This window comes from Halobacteriovorax sp. CON-3, from assembly GCF_043196995.1.
Taxonomy (GTDB): Bacteria; Bdellovibrionota; Bacteriovoracia; order Bacteriovoracales; family Bacteriovoracaceae; genus Halobacteriovorax_A.
In genome coordinates this window covers 1,009,636-1,025,955 of record NZ_JBEBNA010000001.1, presented here as the reverse complement: position 1 = coordinate 1,025,955, position 16,320 = coordinate 1,009,636, and the positions used below count along the sequence as shown (strand labels likewise).

Annotated in this window: 16 protein-coding genes and 1 riboswitch; of the genes, 11 read left to right on the top strand and 5 right to left on the bottom strand. The window is 37.5% G+C overall.

Annotated features, from left to right (window positions below; all coding sequences use genetic code 11):
- Positions 1–18 precede the first annotated feature (18 nt).
- Positions 19–1,521 carry a hypothetical protein gene (locus tag ABMA72_RS04715; protein ID WP_393056254.1) on the top strand — a complete coding sequence of 501 codons (1,503 nt, stop codon included), beginning with the start codon at positions 19–21 and terminating at the stop codon, positions 1,519–1,521.
- Positions 1,522–1,620: 99 nt separating this feature from the next.
- On the top strand, positions 1,621–2,022 hold the full coding sequence (locus tag ABMA72_RS04710; RefSeq protein ID WP_392856568.1) for a hypothetical protein: 402 nt from the start codon (positions 1,621–1,623) through the stop codon (positions 2,020–2,022).
- A 41-nt stretch (positions 2,023–2,063) separates the two neighbouring features.
- Here the strand turns inward: ABMA72_RS04710 and ABMA72_RS04705 are convergent, their stop codons facing one another.
- Positions 2,064–2,693 carry a hypothetical protein gene (locus ABMA72_RS04705; RefSeq protein ID WP_392856565.1) on the bottom strand — a complete coding sequence of 210 codons (630 nt, stop codon included), beginning with the start codon at positions 2,691–2,693 and terminating at the stop codon, positions 2,064–2,066.
- Between the two features lie 85 nt (positions 2,694–2,778).
- A riboswitch (cobalamin riboswitch) is annotated at positions 2,779–2,883 on the top strand.
- Between the two features lie 19 nt (positions 2,884–2,902).
- Here ABMA72_RS04705 and ABMA72_RS04700 point away from each other — a divergent pair.
- From ABMA72_RS04700 to ABMA72_RS04680, 5 genes are all read left to right on the top strand, one after another.
- A complete protein-coding gene (locus tag ABMA72_RS04700) occupies positions 2,903–3,298 on the top strand; it encodes an acyl-CoA thioesterase (protein WP_392856563.1) in 396 nt (131 codons plus the stop codon).
- 44 nt (positions 3,299–3,342) lie between these two features.
- Positions 3,343–3,909: a pentapeptide repeat-containing protein gene (locus tag ABMA72_RS04695; protein WP_393056252.1), complete on the top strand. Its 567-nt coding sequence runs from the start codon at positions 3,343–3,345 to the stop codon at positions 3,907–3,909.
- Between the two features lie 24 nt (positions 3,910–3,933).
- Positions 3,934–5,424, top strand: coding sequence for a hypothetical protein (locus ABMA72_RS04690; RefSeq protein WP_393056251.1), 1,491 nt, complete (start codon positions 3,934–3,936; stop codon positions 5,422–5,424).
- A gap of 222 nt (positions 5,425–5,646) precedes the next feature.
- A complete protein-coding gene (locus ABMA72_RS04685; RefSeq protein ID WP_393056249.1) occupies positions 5,647–6,909 on the top strand; it encodes a sensor histidine kinase in 1,263 nt (420 codons plus the stop codon).
- Positions 6,910–6,964: 55 nt separating this feature from the next.
- Positions 6,965–7,711, top strand: coding sequence for a Bax inhibitor-1/YccA family protein (locus tag ABMA72_RS04680; protein ID WP_392856555.1), 747 nt, complete (start codon positions 6,965–6,967; stop codon positions 7,709–7,711).
- Positions 7,712–7,713: 2 nt separating this feature from the next.
- On the opposite strand, the gene ABMA72_RS04675 is transcribed toward ABMA72_RS04680, so the two are convergent.
- The gene (locus tag ABMA72_RS04675; protein WP_393056247.1) at positions 7,714–8,376 is read right to left on the bottom strand and encodes a hypothetical protein; all 663 of its coding nucleotides are present in this window, start codon (positions 8,374–8,376) and stop codon (positions 7,714–7,716) included.
- 249 nt (positions 8,377–8,625) lie between these two features.
- Here ABMA72_RS04675 and ABMA72_RS04670 point away from each other — a divergent pair, with 249 nt between their 5' ends.
- From ABMA72_RS04670 to ABMA72_RS04660, 3 genes are all read left to right on the top strand, one after another.
- Positions 8,626–11,652: a hypothetical protein gene (locus tag ABMA72_RS04670; RefSeq protein WP_393056245.1), complete on the top strand. Its 3,027-nt coding sequence runs from the start codon at positions 8,626–8,628 to the stop codon at positions 11,650–11,652.
- Entirely contained in the window at positions 11,653–12,120 is a 468-nt protein-coding gene (locus tag ABMA72_RS04665) for a hypothetical protein (RefSeq protein WP_392856548.1), read from the top strand.
- 73 nt (positions 12,121–12,193) lie between these two features.
- A complete protein-coding gene (locus ABMA72_RS04660) occupies positions 12,194–12,637 on the top strand; it encodes a hypothetical protein (protein ID WP_393056243.1) in 444 nt (147 codons plus the stop codon).
- On the opposite strand, the gene ABMA72_RS04655 is transcribed toward ABMA72_RS04660, so the two are convergent.
- Positions 12,634–12,852, bottom strand: coding sequence for a DUF3820 family protein (locus ABMA72_RS04655; RefSeq protein ID WP_392856544.1), 219 nt, complete (start codon positions 12,850–12,852; stop codon positions 12,634–12,636). The genes ABMA72_RS04660 and ABMA72_RS04655 overlap by 4 nt on opposite strands.
- 60 nt (positions 12,853–12,912) lie before the next feature.
- Here ABMA72_RS04655 and ABMA72_RS04650 point away from each other — a divergent pair, with 60 nt between their 5' ends.
- Positions 12,913–14,040, top strand: coding sequence for a DEAD/DEAH box helicase (locus ABMA72_RS04650; RefSeq protein ID WP_393056241.1), 1,128 nt, complete (start codon positions 12,913–12,915; stop codon positions 14,038–14,040).
- A gap of 29 nt (positions 14,041–14,069) precedes the next feature.
- On the opposite strand, the gene ABMA72_RS04645 is transcribed toward ABMA72_RS04650, so the two are convergent.
- Both ABMA72_RS04645 and ABMA72_RS04640 read right to left on the bottom strand, forming a co-directional pair.
- Complete coding sequence (locus ABMA72_RS04645; RefSeq protein WP_392856538.1) at positions 14,070–14,399, bottom strand: SWIB/MDM2 domain-containing protein; 330 nt, start codon at positions 14,397–14,399, stop codon at positions 14,070–14,072.
- 69 nt (positions 14,400–14,468) lie between these two features.
- Positions 14,469–16,127 carry a SulP family inorganic anion transporter gene (locus ABMA72_RS04640; protein ID WP_392856535.1) on the bottom strand — a complete coding sequence of 553 codons (1,659 nt, stop codon included), beginning with the start codon at positions 16,125–16,127 and terminating at the stop codon, positions 14,469–14,471.
- Positions 16,128–16,320: the final 193 nt, after the last annotated feature.

Genomic DNA, 16,320 nt, shown 5'->3' with positions numbered 1-16,320 from the left:
TTCCGATAAATAAATATCATGATGAATTCAAACTCAAAAATTCTTATCTTTCTTATTTTGTCCTTCTTTGGCCTTCTGGCCAGGTCAGAAGATAGGCAGGCCTTTGAATTTGATGATAATAAAGATGGAAAAATTGATAATATCTTTCGCTATCAAAACCAGCGTCTAGTTGAACACTTGAATGATCGTAATTACGATGGAAAATTTGATTATCAAATGAAGGTCGTGGGAGAGCTTACGACGATTGAATCTGATAATAATTTCGATTCAAAGTTTGATCGAGTAGAGCTAATTGAGAAACTTGAGAAAGAGTCTATTTACAAACTCTACCGTATTGAAAATGGTAAGCGTGTTTTGGCCATTGAAAAAAGAATTCAAAATACTCAGCACAGTGAAGCTGTAAATATGTGTTCGTATGAAAGCTTTTTAAATTCGATCAACTCACTTGATGGCCTAATTTCTGACTTTGATCCAATTCTTGAAAAGCTTAATAATGGCTTCTATGAATTCACACCAGGAGTGAATATTCATAAAAGTTGTCTTGATAACTTTGGTGATGAAAATTTTGAAACTCTTATGAGAAACTCTCTCGATAAGGGAATGAGTTGTCTTTCAGAACTGGGAACTAATAATAAAGAGACTGGTGCAAAAGGTGAGATTGCAAATATAATAAATCTTCTAAATATTCAGTTAAGCGGAAAGGTAAAGCCGACATCAGTTATCTGTCATCAGAAAGATTATTCTTGGGATGGAACCATTGCCAACGCATCTGTCGGTAGTAACAAATTAAAGAGTTTGGGAATCAATGGGCCCTATGTTTCACTAAATCCAAAAATGAAATCGGGCTTTCTAAACTCAATTAAAAATGGCCCTCCTAGAGACGAACTCGAAGGAATTGTATTTCATGAGCTACTACATAATTTAGGTTATCGCCATGGACATGGGATCGATGTGAGTTATGGTTGTGAAGTGTGCTGCTTCTCTGAGAATAAGTCTGCAAAGGTTTCGGCCTGTAATATTTGTCTAGGGGCCTATGATCCTAAAAATGAAATTGACCCGAACTACTTAAGAGATATGGCAACACTCTCAAGTGAGACTGGTTTAGTTAGTGCCGAAATTTTTATTTATAAAAATATAAGTCGTATTCCTGTTAATCAAAAAAATATTGATTCGGTTTTTCTTGGACTGGCCACTCGTGGGGCAGGGGTTATGCAGGAATTTATGCGACAAATGAAGGAGCGAGGCCTTAAGGTTTCTGAAGATGGAGCTCGAATGAAGAAGCTTATTAAAGAGGCCAAGAGATACCGTCCAGTTAATAATTTCATCGCGCAAGTGAATGAAGCCTATGTTTCGGCCGTGATTACAGGCTTTGTGGATAAGAAGGCCACGACGGCCAAATTTAAGCTCTCTAAGAAGATTAAATCTAGTGACCTAAGAGATATTGCGGATCGAAATGAAAGAGACTCTGAAGCTTCTAGTAAGCTTGCACGTGGAGTTGAGATGATTGAGCAGTTATTCTAAGCTATCTAATATTTAGATCGTGTAAATACTATTAATAGGATTTACATACATTCTTCCACGTCCTATATTCCCGGAAAATCATTATTTGGGAGATCAGTCATGAAAAAAATCATTATTCTAGCATTCTTTGCATCATCAATTTTTGCAAATACTTTAACGGCACAAGAAGAAAGTAGAGTTGTAACAGAGATTGATAATATCTGTGGGGACACTTGGTGTGAAGGTGATTTCAATTTTAGATTTGATACTTTCAAATGTAATGCTGAAACAAATTCTTGTGTTCTAGACTTTGTTATTCTAGATGAAGTTTGGGGAGATGATGATTCTTATTCAGCAACTGAGTATGAAGCAACTTGCGAAATCAAAGGATATACTAAGTATGATCAAATGATTGAAGTTTCTCGCAATGGTTGGCCAAGATTAAATAATGATTTTTACTTTGCAGTTACTGATTGTGTGACTGAGCAAGAAGAAGTTGTTTACGATAAATTAGGATACTAAAAATATAAGGCCTCTTGGAGTATTCTAAGAGGCCTTTTTTATTACTTTAATTTGTAAGGTAAGTTTGTTTCGGGATTCTTTGCAACACCTGTACTAAAGGTACTTGGTATTTTCTTGCCATTTGATAAAATCGTTACATTTACTTGATTCCCTTTAGGGAAAGTCTTAAAAGCAAGTGAGATTTCATTATTTTCAAATCGCTTAATATTCTCATTATCCCTTGGTTCAAATACTGTGTCATATTCTTTATAAGCATACATTTCATTTAAAAAGCTAAACTCAATTGGGCGGCTAAATTGATTTGCCCAACCAATCGCATACTTTGCACTTTGAACAACAATCTTAATACCCGTTGTACACTCTTTTCCGTATTTAAAAAATCCACCCATTTCTAAGCTTTGTGTTTGCTTTAAAGAGAAAGTGTAGCGAGTAAGTCCACTTGATTGATTAGACTTCTTTTCTACTAGAGGTGTCGACTTATTCTTCTCTTCAAATTTTGCGCTATCTCCCCAAACTGGAATTTCATAGCGACATCTTTGCTCAAGAGTTACTTTAAAGTTTAACTCATTAGTTGGAGCATAAAAATCAAAGCTAAATGGCCTTGCTGTTGTTTGAACGGCCGCAGCGTTAAAGCTAAGAAGTAAGGCCGCAATAGATAGTATTTTCTTCATAATATGTGTCCTTAATTAATTATTGTTGACTCTCAATACCACGTCCAAGGTAATTAGCCAGCTTAATTGTAATTCTTATTGCCTTTAAGTTTTTCGAGATTTAGGATGGTTAGCGCTAGGTGGTGAAGCTGGTGAGATTCCAGCACTGTCCCGCAACGGTAAAGTCCGATCCCAAGCTAGTGAAATCTTTAAGTCCCGAGGAGGAATCAATGAATGAAGCGCAATTAAGCGAAGCGATTGCACGCGCAAAGACTACGGTAGTTAGGGCCGTCTTCCCTAATAGTACAAATCACTACGATACTTTATTTGGTGGAAACACTTTAAAATGGATGGATGAAGTGGCCTTTATTACGGCAACACGCTTTGGCCGAAAAAAGTTTGTGACAGTTTCTAGTGACCGAGTGGATTTCAATATGCCAATTCCTGGCGGACACTTTGCTGAACTAGTCGGTGAAATTACAAAGGTTGGTAATAGTAGCCTCGTGGTTGAAGTAAGGCTTATGCTAGAAGGAATGTATGAAGAAGGACAGGTTGAGGCAGTGAAGGGAAGCTTTACATTAGTGGCCATCAACGATGATCGAAAACCTGTACCAATTTTCTCATAAATTTTAAAATAGCCTCGTTAATAAATTTAGTTTAAGATACTCGTATGCCATATTTTGAAGATGAAGTTTTTGATACTGAAAATATTAACGAGGTTAGTGAGTTTAGAGGTAGTGAGTTTATCTGCTGTGAATTCAGTGGCGTTGATATTAGTGAACTCGATGCCTCGAGTGCAAAATTCATCGAATGTACTTTTAAAAATAGTAACCTGAGTAACTTAAAATTACTTGGGACAAGCTTTCGTGATGTGACATTCGTTGATTCCAAATGTATTGGCCTAAATTTCAGTGACTGTAATACTCTTTTTGAACTTAAGTTCAATCGTAGTATTCTAAACTATGCTTCATTTCAAGATTGTACAATCTATGGTGCGCAGTTTATCTCTTCAACTCTTAGAGAGACTGATTTTACTCAAGGCACTTTTGAGAATGGTGATTTTTCTGATAGCGATCTGCAAGGAACAAATTTTACGAGAGCAAATTTAAAGGGCTCTAAGTTTCTTAATGCACGTAATTTCTATATTGATATTGCAAATACAAATTTAAAAAACTGTAAGTTTTCAATGCCTGAAGTTCTCAATCTATTGAGTCCCTTTGGTATTGAAATCGAATAATATTTTTTAAGCTAGGAAGGCAAAATGAAGAATCAAGGAAAGTTCTCTGTAAGAGTTAAGGATAAAATCCGTTCTCAAATCAATAGTGCAACCTCACCGAAGCACCTCTATTCTCAAAAAGATTTCATGTATGAGAGGAAAGGCCCATGGCCACAACCTTCTCCTGTTCACCCATGGGGAGAGTCTCCAGCTGTTATCCATGTTCCTCTTAGGGAAACTCTCGATTGGTGGCTATTCATTGGTTCGCGCTATGTCGCAACACTTGCTCTGTCTCCATATTACTTTATCAAAGGTCTTATTTTTCCTGGCCTAAAAAAAGTAGAAAATAATGAATTTGAAGACCTCTTGAATTACTCCATGATGAGTAAATTCTTAACAGATAAGCTAGATGAAGAAGATTGGCAGTGCTTTAGTGATTATAATAAAGACGAAAAGGATTGGTTTATTGTAGACCTCGACGCTGTTCGTGTTGTTAAGCCTTTAAAAGGAATTCATGTAAGTGCGACAAAAACACTTCTTTATAAAGAAGGAGAGCGCTTTAAGGTTCAAGCGATTTATGTTCAAAAGACTGAGACTGTTTTTGATATTTCTAATCCTTGTGATGGCCTGGAGTTAGCAAAGTACTTTGTTCTTCAAGGCGGGGCCTTATGTGCAACTCTTGTTGTTCACCCTCTGTTGCATTTTCCTTTTGACTCAATTAATGCCATTTCAAAAACGTCATTACCAAAAGATCATATTCTCTTTAGACTTCTATCTCCACACTTCAGATTTACTCTGCCACTAGAGAACGCAGTTCTAAATTATAAGAGCTCTCTTTTACAGGAGAAGTGGTGGATGACCTATGCTCCATATCCTGGGGGACCTGAGGGCCTAAGAGACCTACTTGTGGAAGGCTATAAAGGTATCAAAGGAAATCTTTCTTACCCTCCTTTCTCTTACTCTCTTAAGTCTCCAAGTGTAAAAGGGAAGTATGGGATTTATTTGAGTCGTTATTATGAAGTATTTTATAAATTTGTAAAAGGTATCTTGGCCGATGTTAGCGTCGATGATTTTTGGATAAGTAAATGGGCCGACTATTGTAATCAACACGTAAATGATTTTCCTTCAAGTCAAGAAATTTTCGAAGATGATAAATTAATTCGTGCTGTTACGACTTATCTTTTCACTGTTACAGTGGCGCATGCTACAGATCATTATAATTATGGAATTCTTGATAAGAGAAAAGTTCCTCTACGATTAAGACAAGCTCCACCGTATAAAGAGACAAAAATGATAAAGAGGTCAAAGCTTGTAAATGCAATTGATCAGATGAAGTATTCCATGGCCGATAACTTATTCTTTTCTCCCACAACAGTGACAAAGCTAATTAATGCTCGCTACAAGTTTAAAGATCCAAAGCAAAGAAAAATTGCAGAAAACTTCAAGCAAGAGCTAAGAAATTTGGATAAATCTTTAAAATTAGAGGGGATAGAGTATATGCCGCTGAAAAAAATCTCGGCCAGTATCCAATTCTAATTTGCCATAATATTTGGGCAATATTTATTGTTGCATCGCGCTTCTATAAAAATTACGAAATTATGGAAGCGCTTATTTTTTTCTTTATTTTTAAGTGCTTATCTACTAAAAGTGATTAAATCATCTAAATAAAAGTTATGTTTGTGGTATTAATAAATGGTTATGAATCCAGTCAACCCAATTAATAAGATTATCAGATTTCTGGCCCTGAGGGAGCCGGATATGTCTGTACGCGATTTATCGCAACTCAGTCTGTATATCTATACAGTTTTCTTAACTGCACCTTTAATGTGGGGACACTTGGTTATCTCATACTTCTTTTGCCACAACCCGCTACTTTATCAAATCGGAATTGGGACATGTCTGATTCATTTCTTTAGTCCAATTCTTTATTACTTCTTTGGGTCCTTATCCCTTGCGCTAAATATTACTATTTTGGCCGGGTTTATCCATGAGTTTTCTTGGTCAATTTTAACAGGTGGATTCTTTAGTGTTTCACCAATTTGGTTTGCCGTCCTACCTATGATTGCTGGCCTTATTGGAACAAAGAGGGATCTTCTTCTTTGGTTTATTTTATCGATTGTGGCCGCTACATATTTATTCATTCTGCACTTAAATGGCATCGTTCTTCAAAGTTATTTAAATGAAACGGGGGAAGTCTTAGGGCGCGTTTTAATCATGATTGGTTTTATTTTATTAAACTCTCTTTTCATGTTTGCCTACATGGTGGATCGCGATCGCTTCTATCATGCAATTGTCGAAAAGAAAGAGCAGATTGATACACTTCTAACATTAGTAGGACACGATATTAGTAATCCTCTTACTGTTGTTAACCTTTCCGCAAAAAGACTGAGTAAGTTACTATCCACAAATGAAGACCCTGATATCCAAAAGTGCTTAACTCGTATTAACTCATGTACATCTGGAATAAGTAATATCTTGACTCAAATTCGAGACCTGCAATCAATTAAGCAAGGAAAGGTTGAACTTAAGTTTGAAAAAGTTTACCTAAATCAAGTTATTGAGTACTTGTATCGAGTGTTTGAATCAAAACTACATGATAAGAATATTAAATTAAAATATGACTATGCTGCTAATGAGCATATTTATTTTATGGGGAATTCAACGGCCTTAAAATACCAGATTTTTGGAAACCTCTTATCTAATGCGATCAAATTTTCAGAAATAGGACAGGAAATTGAAATTTCTGTTGATGAAAGAAGTGATGGTGTTCAAGTTCATCTAATTGATAGAGGTGTTGGTATTGAAGAGGAATTATTAGAAGTCTTATTTGAAAATAATTCCATCCCTTCAAGAGTTGGAACAAGTGGGGAGAAGGGAACTGGTTTTGGGATGTCGATCGTTAAGACATTTGTTGAACTCAGTCACGGTACGATCTCAGTGCATTCAAAGACTAAAGAAGTATCACCTGACAATCACGGTACACAATTCTCCTTGTTATTTAAAAAGACTCTGTTTTCTTAGACCAAAGCTCCTTGCTTTTGATATAATATTTTAAAATTATAACAAAAGAGGAATTATGAGGTCGACTAACCCGACACTAAGAAATGACGTATTCAATACGGGAACTTTATCTGACGAAAGAATGTCTTTTTCTGGAGTATTTAATAAGGGGATGATTCTCTTTGCATTAATGCTTATGACATTCATTTATACTTGGAATGTAACGCTTGGAACGCTAGAGAACTCAATGCAGCCACAAATGGGAATGTATCCAATGATTGGTGGTATTGGTGGGTTTATCTTCGCTATGGTGACAATCTTTAAGCCTCGATTGGCGATGTTTACAGCTCCTGCCTATGCTCTATGTGAAGGGCTTCTTCTGGGATCGATTTCAGCTATCTATGAATTCCAATTTAGAGGAATTGTTTTTAACGCCGTAACAATCACTTTTGCGGCCTTCATCACTTTATTCTTCCTTTATCGTTGGGGCTTCGTAAGAGCGACAGGAATGTTTAGAAAGATTATTATGACGGCAATGTTCTCGATTATGGGAATTTATCTGGTAAGCTTTATTATGTCTTTCTTTGGAGCATCGATTCCGATGATTCATGGTAATGGGCCAGTTGGAATTGGTTTCAGCCTTATCGTTGTTGGGGTTGCTGCATTTAGTTTAATTCTTGATTTTGACTTTATTGAAAAGAGTGTCGATCAAGGTGCTCCTAAATATCTTGAGTGGTATGCGGGATTCTCTTTAATGGTAACTCTTGTATGGCTTTATATTGAAGTTCTAAGACTTCTTTCAAAATTAAATAGTCGCGATTAATTTTAAATATTCATGGACCAACTTGCTCCAAAGAGTACTTGGTCCATGATTAACTTTTGTGCTGTTAATTCACTTCCCGAATCTCCATTTCTTTCTTGAAGCATAAGACGATATTCATCAAATAAAATTCTACTCTCTGGTAATTGTTGTGCCATCTCTTCTAAGGTATGTGCCGCTTTAGCAAATTCTTTTGCCACTTCGGTATTAGACTGGCCCGCTACTTTATAGCTAGGGTAGACCTTCTTTAAATGCTCTTTGAACTTAATGAGAAGCTTAACTGTGTATTCGTTCTCTGTTGGGATATAGAGCTTCGCCCATTCTTTTATTTCTTTAATCCTTGTTTGATGGGCATAGAACTCTTCGGTGCGGTCGTAGTCGTATCCCCATTTTGACTTCTTTACCACAACGCCTTGGCAAACAACTTTTAAGGCATCATCAGAAAGACTTGTAACAACTACTTTTGAGATCCCTGTAATCTTCTCAGTTAATTCACTTTCCATATCGCGACATGTGTACTGACAACTAAAGATCACTTCCTTTGGATAAGGCGCTGTGAAGTCATTTTGGATGTATCTCTTTGTTGCGTAGTCTGCAAGGCAAAGGCCCGGAGCTGGTAATGCCTCTAAGATATTTAATGAAAAGAGTCCAATGAGTAGGGCCTTCATTATTTACCAGTCATCCCTTGATAGAGCACAAACCAAATGTAAATACTTAGAACTAGGAGGACTAATTTGAAACTGATACGCCAGTAATTTAGTGGTTTTTTATTTTTCATGGGCGCGATTATATGTATCTCATCTTACTTAGGCAAACTTGTAAGTGGTCGTAATTATTTTAAAAATAGTCTTTTAGTCAAGTAAGGTTACTAGTTTTCCGAAAAGTGAATGAATAATTAATCTTTATTAAGGACGTTCATGAAGTTTTTTAAGAACCCTTCTTTTATCCTAATCTTCTCCCTCTTACTTGGTGTCTTCCCACAAGTTTACTTTGTTAAAAATAATTTGGCCGAAATCGATTGGCGAACACCTGCTTCAACTCAAAAGAGTGCTTATGAAATTTGGGGTGAGATGATGGAGGCCTCGGTTGGCTATAGTGCAAAGGCCACTGGTGTTTTAGGCTCTGGCCGACGCTCTATCACTTGGGGGGCAGAGAAAGAAGGCTCGTCTTCGTATGTAACGAGAATTCTAGGTCCTGAAGCTGGGGCATTCTTTGATATACTTCCTGCTGATGAGGCAGATCGAATCAAATTTTTAATAGAATTCTTTTCAAGATGGATGAATAATACTCCTGGACAGTCGATACGTGTTTGGGTTGATGATAAGGGTGTTCTCCACGATCCAGCTAAAGAACTCTTTGATGAGAAGGGCAGAAATAAGGCCATCAATATGTCTTTTCTAAATGGTTTTAATCCAAAAGAAGCGTCTTTGGATGAACTTGAAAAAATGTGGAATGAATGGGGAAGTAAAACAAATAACAGTCCATTTAGTTATCTTTCGCCTTTAACGAGAAGACAATTTTTTAAGGGAGACTTTCCTCATACTGATGGGGATTTGATACCCTATCATAGCATGATTCCAAATATTGGCGCTGCTCAAAAATATATTGATGGGATCGAGTCAACTTCTGTTGGCTGGGAAGTTCTCTTTAAACCTCAAAAGTCTTATGGTGAATTCCAAGAGATGATTGCATGGTTTAAAAAGACCATGGGAAGAAATGGAGAGTTATTTCAAGCTCCTGGTCATCAACGTATGGTGGTTCCTATTGGAGATAGTTTTAATCGCCAAAAAGCGGCAGAGCTGACGAAGGCGGCCCAAGCATTAATTGTTCTTGAAGGTATTGCCGGTCGCTCAGGTATTGAAACGGCCGACTATAAAGAGATCTTAGACGACTGGGAAATTTCAAATGGTATTATCGACGGTGAAGAAACAGACCGAGGTCCTTTAAGAGTTGATTATGAAGGTCGCTTTGTCAATAACTCGGTATCAATTGAATTTCGATCGGGAACAAAGAACGCAAGAGTTGCACGCTTTATTCAAGCATCCCTTGCTTCTCGCTTTTCTCGCAATGACTTTAGTGGAATTGAAAAGATTCGCTCCTGGACTCTAATTGACGATCAAACAATGCACTATGCAGAGGCATCAGATTTAAAGCATCGATTTGGTTTAACAATGGAGCAAGCAAAGAGGGCCGCAGATAAACTTAATGAAGCTGCACTTGGTGGCTACAATGTCGTTCTTTGGAATTGGTATAACGAATGTCCAATGCTTGGAAAAACCAAGAAAACGATTCTTAAAAACTTAACAAGAGACTTTCTTATAGATGTTGGTGGCCTTAGGCACACCAATCGAGATAACTTAAAAAAGGCTATCATCTCTCTTCAAAGAGAGTGGGTTGCCTCATCAAATATCACTGAAGATATAAGAAAGTATATGATGCCACAGAGAAGTTTTTCTGATCGCGAAAATTTTCATAAATTTAGGCCAGGTACTAATATGCCAATTGATGTTAATAAGGTGGATCTTGGTATTGAATACTCTGCAAAATTTCCTCTTAAGTATCAAGGTGATTTTGCAATGATTGAAAATGAAGATGGTGGTTATAACCGAGAAAGGTTAATGGATGGTAAGATGTCGTGGCTACAAACTCGTGTGGACATGTCACCAGATGAGAAAGAAGCATACCTTGAAAAGCTTGCAACTGATCTACGTGATCGATTAGGTGGTGAAGCACAAATCGAAAGACTTTATGAAGATGGCCATGGTCACGGACTTGATATTGCTTTTAAGATTCGTGACTCTAAGGATCGCTCTTGGAGAGTTGAGTGGGATGGTATTGGCCGAAACTATACACCTGCGGGAGATGTGATTATTGATTCTGTAAGGGCCGGCTCAATCGAAGTTGTCACTCCAAAGTTTGAGCCGAATATGGATGAGATGCAGGCCGTATTTGATACATTTCAAAAGAATAATGCTCTTCCGTATATTAAAGCAGGGGGAGGTCACTTAAATATTGACCTCACTGTTTTTGACGGCAAGCCTCACGAGTTTGCTCGTTTTCTTGCTGTTTTTAATGAGTATCGATCAGTGATTGCTTTTATGTTTCAAGACTTAAATCGTGTGAAGAGTGCTGAGCCTGTTGCGATCTCTGAAGAATTTGCCCAAAAACTTGCAAATTGGAATGGAACAGAAACGCAGCTTAAGAAGGCCCTTTATAACGAGGGTTACTTTAATAAGCGTGTTGGACGTAAGGCCCGTTATACACACTTAGATGTGTCAGCATATTTTCAAGATGTCATTCCTGAAAAATATATTAGTGATGATTTTGATATCTCTAATCCAAAAGTACCATGGCGTCCGGCCTTTAGAGTTAATCCAAAAATTAGAAAGGCCGAAGTTCGTTTGATGAATGCACCACGTGATGCATATGAGAGTGCGCTGCAGATGAAGTTATTCAGGGCCATCTTAAATAAGGCCTTAAATTCGACAGATGAAATTTCCGGTACATTACAAAGCGTTAGTCATGAAGAATATCTTAAGAATCCAGCAAGGCTTATTGAAGATCTTAAGAAAATGACAGATGACTTAGGACTTGAAATGCGAGAGTATCGTCCAATCATTGGTGAAGGGCTTGCAAACGTCGATCAATATACAAAGATGAAATTCTATCGTCCTCTTAAAGACCAATTGGTGAATAATCCTGTTTTTGATGGATGGGAGCAAGCAGTGAGACCTAGAGGGAAACAATCCGCGATTTCATCAGAGGCAAGAGCTTATACTGGGCCAATTTATCCAGAAGCACTTGAGTTTCAAGAACTTCGTCTTGAGTCCGCTGAGCAAGGTCAAATTAATCGTGATACTCTTAATCCGAATTTCTATGGTGGAAAGCAATTTATTCGTAAGACAAATTGTGCAGAGGCAATAAGGGGATTAATTGCAAACTAAATGAAAACAAAGCGAATCTACACAACATTAATTTTAGAAGATGCTAAGCAAGTAAGGGCGATATTAGAAGAGGCCGGCATTAAGGTTCAATCTTCAAGTGGCCATCTAAATGAACATATCTATTTAAACTCAGCATCCGCGCAAGAGTATACGATCTCTGTTGAGGAATTATACTATGTGGACGCTAAGTATATCTTAGAAAAGAATGGCATCGAGGTTCTAGGCCCTGAAGAGAGTAAGTCAGATAAAGAAGTGGATTATATGCACGACTCTCTAAGGCTTGCTATCTTTGGCATGATCTTCGTTCCTGTCATCCTCAATCTGTTATCTCTTTATAAATTTGGATTAGGAATTAAGAACAAAGAACAGTTTAAAATTTTTCGCGTTACCCAAATTATTGTCTTAAATATTATAGGATTAGCGTTTTGGAGCACGATTCTTTATAATAAATATTTCTTATCACAGTAGGTTAGAACTCTTATTTTATTTATCTTAATAAAAAGGCCATTCTTTCTTCATCAAAAGGAATCGAGGAGGAGAAATGAAGGTCCTATTTGTCTTATTATTTTCATTAATGACATTTGCTAATCAAAAAGTTTTATCAAAGCGTACAGTAACTTTACCGGTTGATGTAAGTACTGCAAAACTTAAGTGGACAAATCTTGGGTATGGAAGCATTCACTTTGTGAAGGTTATTGTGCCAGAGCTTGCAGGTGAAACAATTATGAATCACCGTAACGTAGGTGAGGATGGCCCATGCCTTTTTACACACGGCACGAGAAAATTGGAAGATGTTGTTGGTGACAACCCTGGCGTCGAAGATATTGATTTTGAAATTACTCTCACAAAAAGATTTTCTAAGAATTCAGAAGGCCTGTGCAATATTTCTCTTGAAGAGAAGATTCTCGCAGATATTCGTGGCTTTAAGTTTATGCATATTCTCACGCATGAAATGCCAAATAGAGTCGGTGAAGATTGCTTCTAACGTAGGTCTTTGAATAGAAATTCAAGTCCATTTAATTTGATCTCGGCAAGCTCTTCAAGGAGTCTGCCGAGCTCACCTTGAGGGAAGCCTTTTTGTGAAAACCAAACAAGGTACTCATCTGGTAGATCAATAAGAAGTCTGCCTTTGTACTTACCAAAAGGCATTGTCGTTTGAACGAATTTTAAAAGATGTTCTTTATCGAATGTAACTTCCATATGCTTAGTATAATGGATTACTCGTTGACTGGCCCCTATAAACTCTGCTAAAAATGACGAATGGCAGAATTTACGCAATTGGGTCTATCCCAAACTATTGAAGATGCTCTTTCAAAGAAGGGTTATACACAACCAACTCTGATTCAAGCAGAGGGAATCCCTGCTGTCTTAGAAGGCAAGGATCTTCTTGCAATTTCTCAAACGGGAAGTGGGAAAACTGCTGCGTTTTCGACGCCTATTCTCGATTTAATCTCTAAGAGTAAGTCAAAACTTAAGCCGTACCATATTAGATCTCTTGTGATTGCTCCAACTCGTGAGCTTGCGATGCAGGTTGAAGAAAGTTTTAAAGAGTATGGTAAGGGGCTGGCCCTTTCAACTCTTGCTGTCTACGGTGGGAGCGCAAAGAAGCTTCAGGTTCAAAAGCTTGCTAAGGGTGTTCAAGTCTTAGTTGCAACTCCTGGACGTTTAGTTGATCTAATTAGAGACGATAAAATCTTTCTTGATGAAGTCACACACTTAGTTCTCGATGAAGCAGACCGTATGTTAGATATGGGCTTTAAAGACGATTTAGAATTTGTCTTGAAAAGACTTCCTGAGAATAAGCAATGCCTGCTCTTTTCAGCAACAATGCCTAAAGGCGTTGAGGTCATTGCCAACACAATTCTTAATAACCCTCATCGAATTGAGATTGCACCAGTTAAAGCAAAGCATGAAGGGATTCGCCAGATGGCCTACCTCGTGGAAGAGGAAAAGAAGGCCGATTTTCTTTTAAAATTTTTAAAAGACCGTCATATCAAAAGTATTATTGTCTTTGTAAAGACTAAGTCTCAGGCCAATAAGTTAGAAAGACACCTTAAGGCCAATCATATTAAGGCCTGTGCAATTCACTCTGATCGTGATCAGCGCCAACGCATTTATAATTTAAAGGAATTCCAAAAAGGTAGTATGCACGTTCTTGTGGCCACTGATATTGCAGCTCGTGGGCTTGATATCGATGGTGTGGGCTATGTCTTAAACTTTAATCTGCCACAGCAGATTGAAAATTACACGCACAGAATTGGCCGAACAGGGCGCGGGGGAAGAAGAGGGATTGCCATCTCTTATATTTCACCTAGTGAAGAAAATTATTTTAAAAGAATTCAAAAAGAACTTGGACTTGATATCCATATAAAAGGGCCTACTAAGTAGGCCCTCTTTTTTATACAATTTTTTGCAAATTATTTTTCGATATTTGCACCAACAACAGCTGCCATTTGCATCATGTTGATTGTTTCACCTTCCTTCATATTACGAAGGTCAGTTACTTTACCAGACTTAGAAGTCGAGTTAGTGTGCTTAAAGATTGAAAGAAGAGTTGCGTCAGCTACGATGAACTTTCCTGCATTCTCTGGCTTTCCATTTTCAGTCTTAGTTTGAAGACCTTTTTCTTTAATATAATCCCACAGTCTTTTAGTGATTTCAGTTCTTGGTAGTTCTGTTTCACCTAGCATTGCTGCAAGATCTGCTTTAAGTTTAACTGGTTTTTTTAATCCTTTTTCTTCACTCATAATTTAATCCTTTAATTAGTGTCTCTAATAATTGTTTAGGAAAAGACTTTCTTTGTACAGAAAAATCAATTACCCATCGAGTCGATCATCTGCAATATGAGTATTTAAATCCTCAATCACAGATAATTCAACTATATTTGATGCTTTATCTAGTAATACTAGACAGTCTTTACTTAAATTAAGAAGGTGTAACTTCTTACCTTGCTGTGCGTAACGCTCAGTAATATTTTGTAGGGCCTCAATTCCTGAGTGATCCCAAACACGTGAATTATCAAAGTCGATATACACATGCTCTTTATCTTCTTTAAAATCAAAGAGATCTTTAAATGAAGTTACTGAACCAAAAAATAGTGGCCCATCTAATTCATAGATTGTCTTATCATCTTCTTCTTTCTTCTTAGCATGCATTGTCTTTCCATGCTCCCAAGCAAATACAAGGGCCGAAACAATGATACCAACAAGAACTGCAACTGCAAGGTCTGCAAGAATTGTAACAACTGACACTAGGACAATTACTAAGAAGTCTGAAAGTGGAATTCTCTTGAATAGGCGTAAGCTTGACCATTCAAAAGTCCCGATAACAACCATAAACATAACACCAACAAGTGCTCCAAGTGGAATCATCTCAATTAGTGGTGCTCCAAATAGAACGAAACCTAGAAGTAGGATTGCTGCTGTAATTCCTGAGAAGCGCCCACGTCCACCGCCGCGAATATTAATCATTGATTGACCGATCATGGCACAACCACCCATACCACCGAAGAATCCGTTTACTAGGTTAGCAAGACCTTGACCAACACATTCACGATTTCCTTTTCCGCGAGTATCAGTTAACTCGTCAACAAGCTGAAGTGTCATAAGAGATTCAATTAGACCAACGGCCGCTGCAAGAAAGGCATATGGCATAATAAGCTTTAGGTTATCCATCGTTAATTCAACAAATGGAATTTTAAAAGACGGAAGACCTGCTGCAATCGTAGTGATTGTCTTATCTTGGTCTTGAACAAAGTCGAGTACAGTTCTAACTAGTCCTGGGTTCGCTTCATTTAAGAGGTATCCAATAACTGTTGAAACCACGATTCCCACAAGAGTTGCTGGAACGGCCTTTGTTAACTTTGGAAGGAAAACACTAATTCCCATTGTAAGAGCAATTAGCCCACACATTACTAAGAGTTGAGTCGAAGGAAGAAGTTCTCCACCAACTGTAAATTGTGAAAATTGCGCGCGGAAGATAATGATGGCAAGACCATTAACAAATCCAAGCATTACTGGATGTGGAACAAGTCGAATAAATTTACCAAGCTTAAGTAATCCAAAAATAATTTGAATTAAACCCATGATAATGACAGCTGCAAAAAGATAGCTTAGAGCATTGTCCATGGCCGCATCAAAAGTCATTCCACTGTCTTTGCTCATTTCCATGACTTTATAAACGAGGGGAGCGAAGATAACAGCTACTGCTCCTGTGGCCCCTGAAATCATCCCAGGACGTCCACCAAAGATTGCCGTGATAAGTCCCATCATGAAGGCCGCATAAAGACCAACCTTTGGGTGAACACCTGCAACAAAGGCAAATGCAATTGCTTCAGGAACAAGTGCTAAAGCAACAGTTAATCCCGAAAGGAAATCATTTTTTAAGTTTTCTGGTTTCTTGATTGTTAGATCAATGAAACGGTTCTTTAGTGAAGCACTCACATCTTCACTATGCTTGATTTTATCAGCTGACATGTCTCTCTTCCTATTTAAGTGTAAGGCTAAATAGTATAGTATTTGACGCAACATTTAAAGGCTTTGTTCACTAAATCAAATTATCTTTTCGTTAAAGTTACAATAAAAATTATTATTTACGGCGAATTGACCAATTCTCCACAAACTTAACGCAGTCAAATTCCATAATAAGCATGTGGTAATCACACAACTA

Bases quoted from the DNA above. Each gene is read 5' to 3' on its own strand.
- ABMA72_RS04715 (WP_393056254.1), top strand. From the start codon at position 19: ATGATGAATTCAAACTCAAAAATTCTTATCTTTCTTATTTTGTCCTTC.
- ABMA72_RS04710 (WP_392856568.1), top strand. From the start codon at position 1,621: ATGAAAAAAATCATTATTCTAGCATTCTTTGCATCATCAATTTTTGCA.
- ABMA72_RS04705 (WP_392856565.1), bottom strand. From the start codon at position 2,693: ATGAAGAAAATACTATCTATTGCGGCCTTACTTCTTAGCTTTAACGCT.
- ABMA72_RS04700 (WP_392856563.1), top strand. From the start codon at position 2,903: ATGAATGAAGCGCAATTAAGCGAAGCGATTGCACGCGCAAAGACTACG.
- ABMA72_RS04695 (WP_393056252.1), top strand. From the start codon at position 3,343: ATGCCATATTTTGAAGATGAAGTTTTTGATACTGAAAATATTAACGAG.
- ABMA72_RS04690 (WP_393056251.1), top strand. From the start codon at position 3,934: ATGAAGAATCAAGGAAAGTTCTCTGTAAGAGTTAAGGATAAAATCCGT.
- ABMA72_RS04685 (WP_393056249.1), top strand. From the start codon at position 5,647: ATGTCTGTACGCGATTTATCGCAACTCAGTCTGTATATCTATACAGTT.
- ABMA72_RS04680 (WP_392856555.1), top strand. From the start codon at position 6,965: ATGAGGTCGACTAACCCGACACTAAGAAATGACGTATTCAATACGGGA.
- ABMA72_RS04675 (WP_393056247.1), bottom strand. From the start codon at position 8,376: ATGAAGGCCCTACTCATTGGACTCTTTTCATTAAATATCTTAGAGGCA.
- ABMA72_RS04670 (WP_393056245.1), top strand. From the start codon at position 8,626: ATGAAGTTTTTTAAGAACCCTTCTTTTATCCTAATCTTCTCCCTCTTA.
- ABMA72_RS04665 (WP_392856548.1), top strand. From the start codon at position 11,653: ATGAAAACAAAGCGAATCTACACAACATTAATTTTAGAAGATGCTAAG.
- ABMA72_RS04660 (WP_393056243.1), top strand. From the start codon at position 12,194: ATGAAGGTCCTATTTGTCTTATTATTTTCATTAATGACATTTGCTAAT.
- ABMA72_RS04655 (WP_392856544.1), bottom strand. From the start codon at position 12,852: ATGGAAGTTACATTCGATAAAGAACATCTTTTAAAATTCGTTCAAACG.
- ABMA72_RS04650 (WP_393056241.1), top strand. From the start codon at position 12,913: ATGGCAGAATTTACGCAATTGGGTCTATCCCAAACTATTGAAGATGCT.
- ABMA72_RS04645 (WP_392856538.1), bottom strand. From the start codon at position 14,399: ATGAGTGAAGAAAAAGGATTAAAAAAACCAGTTAAACTTAAAGCAGAT.
- ABMA72_RS04640 (WP_392856535.1), bottom strand. From the start codon at position 16,127: ATGTCAGCTGATAAAATCAAGCATAGTGAAGATGTGAGTGCTTCACTA.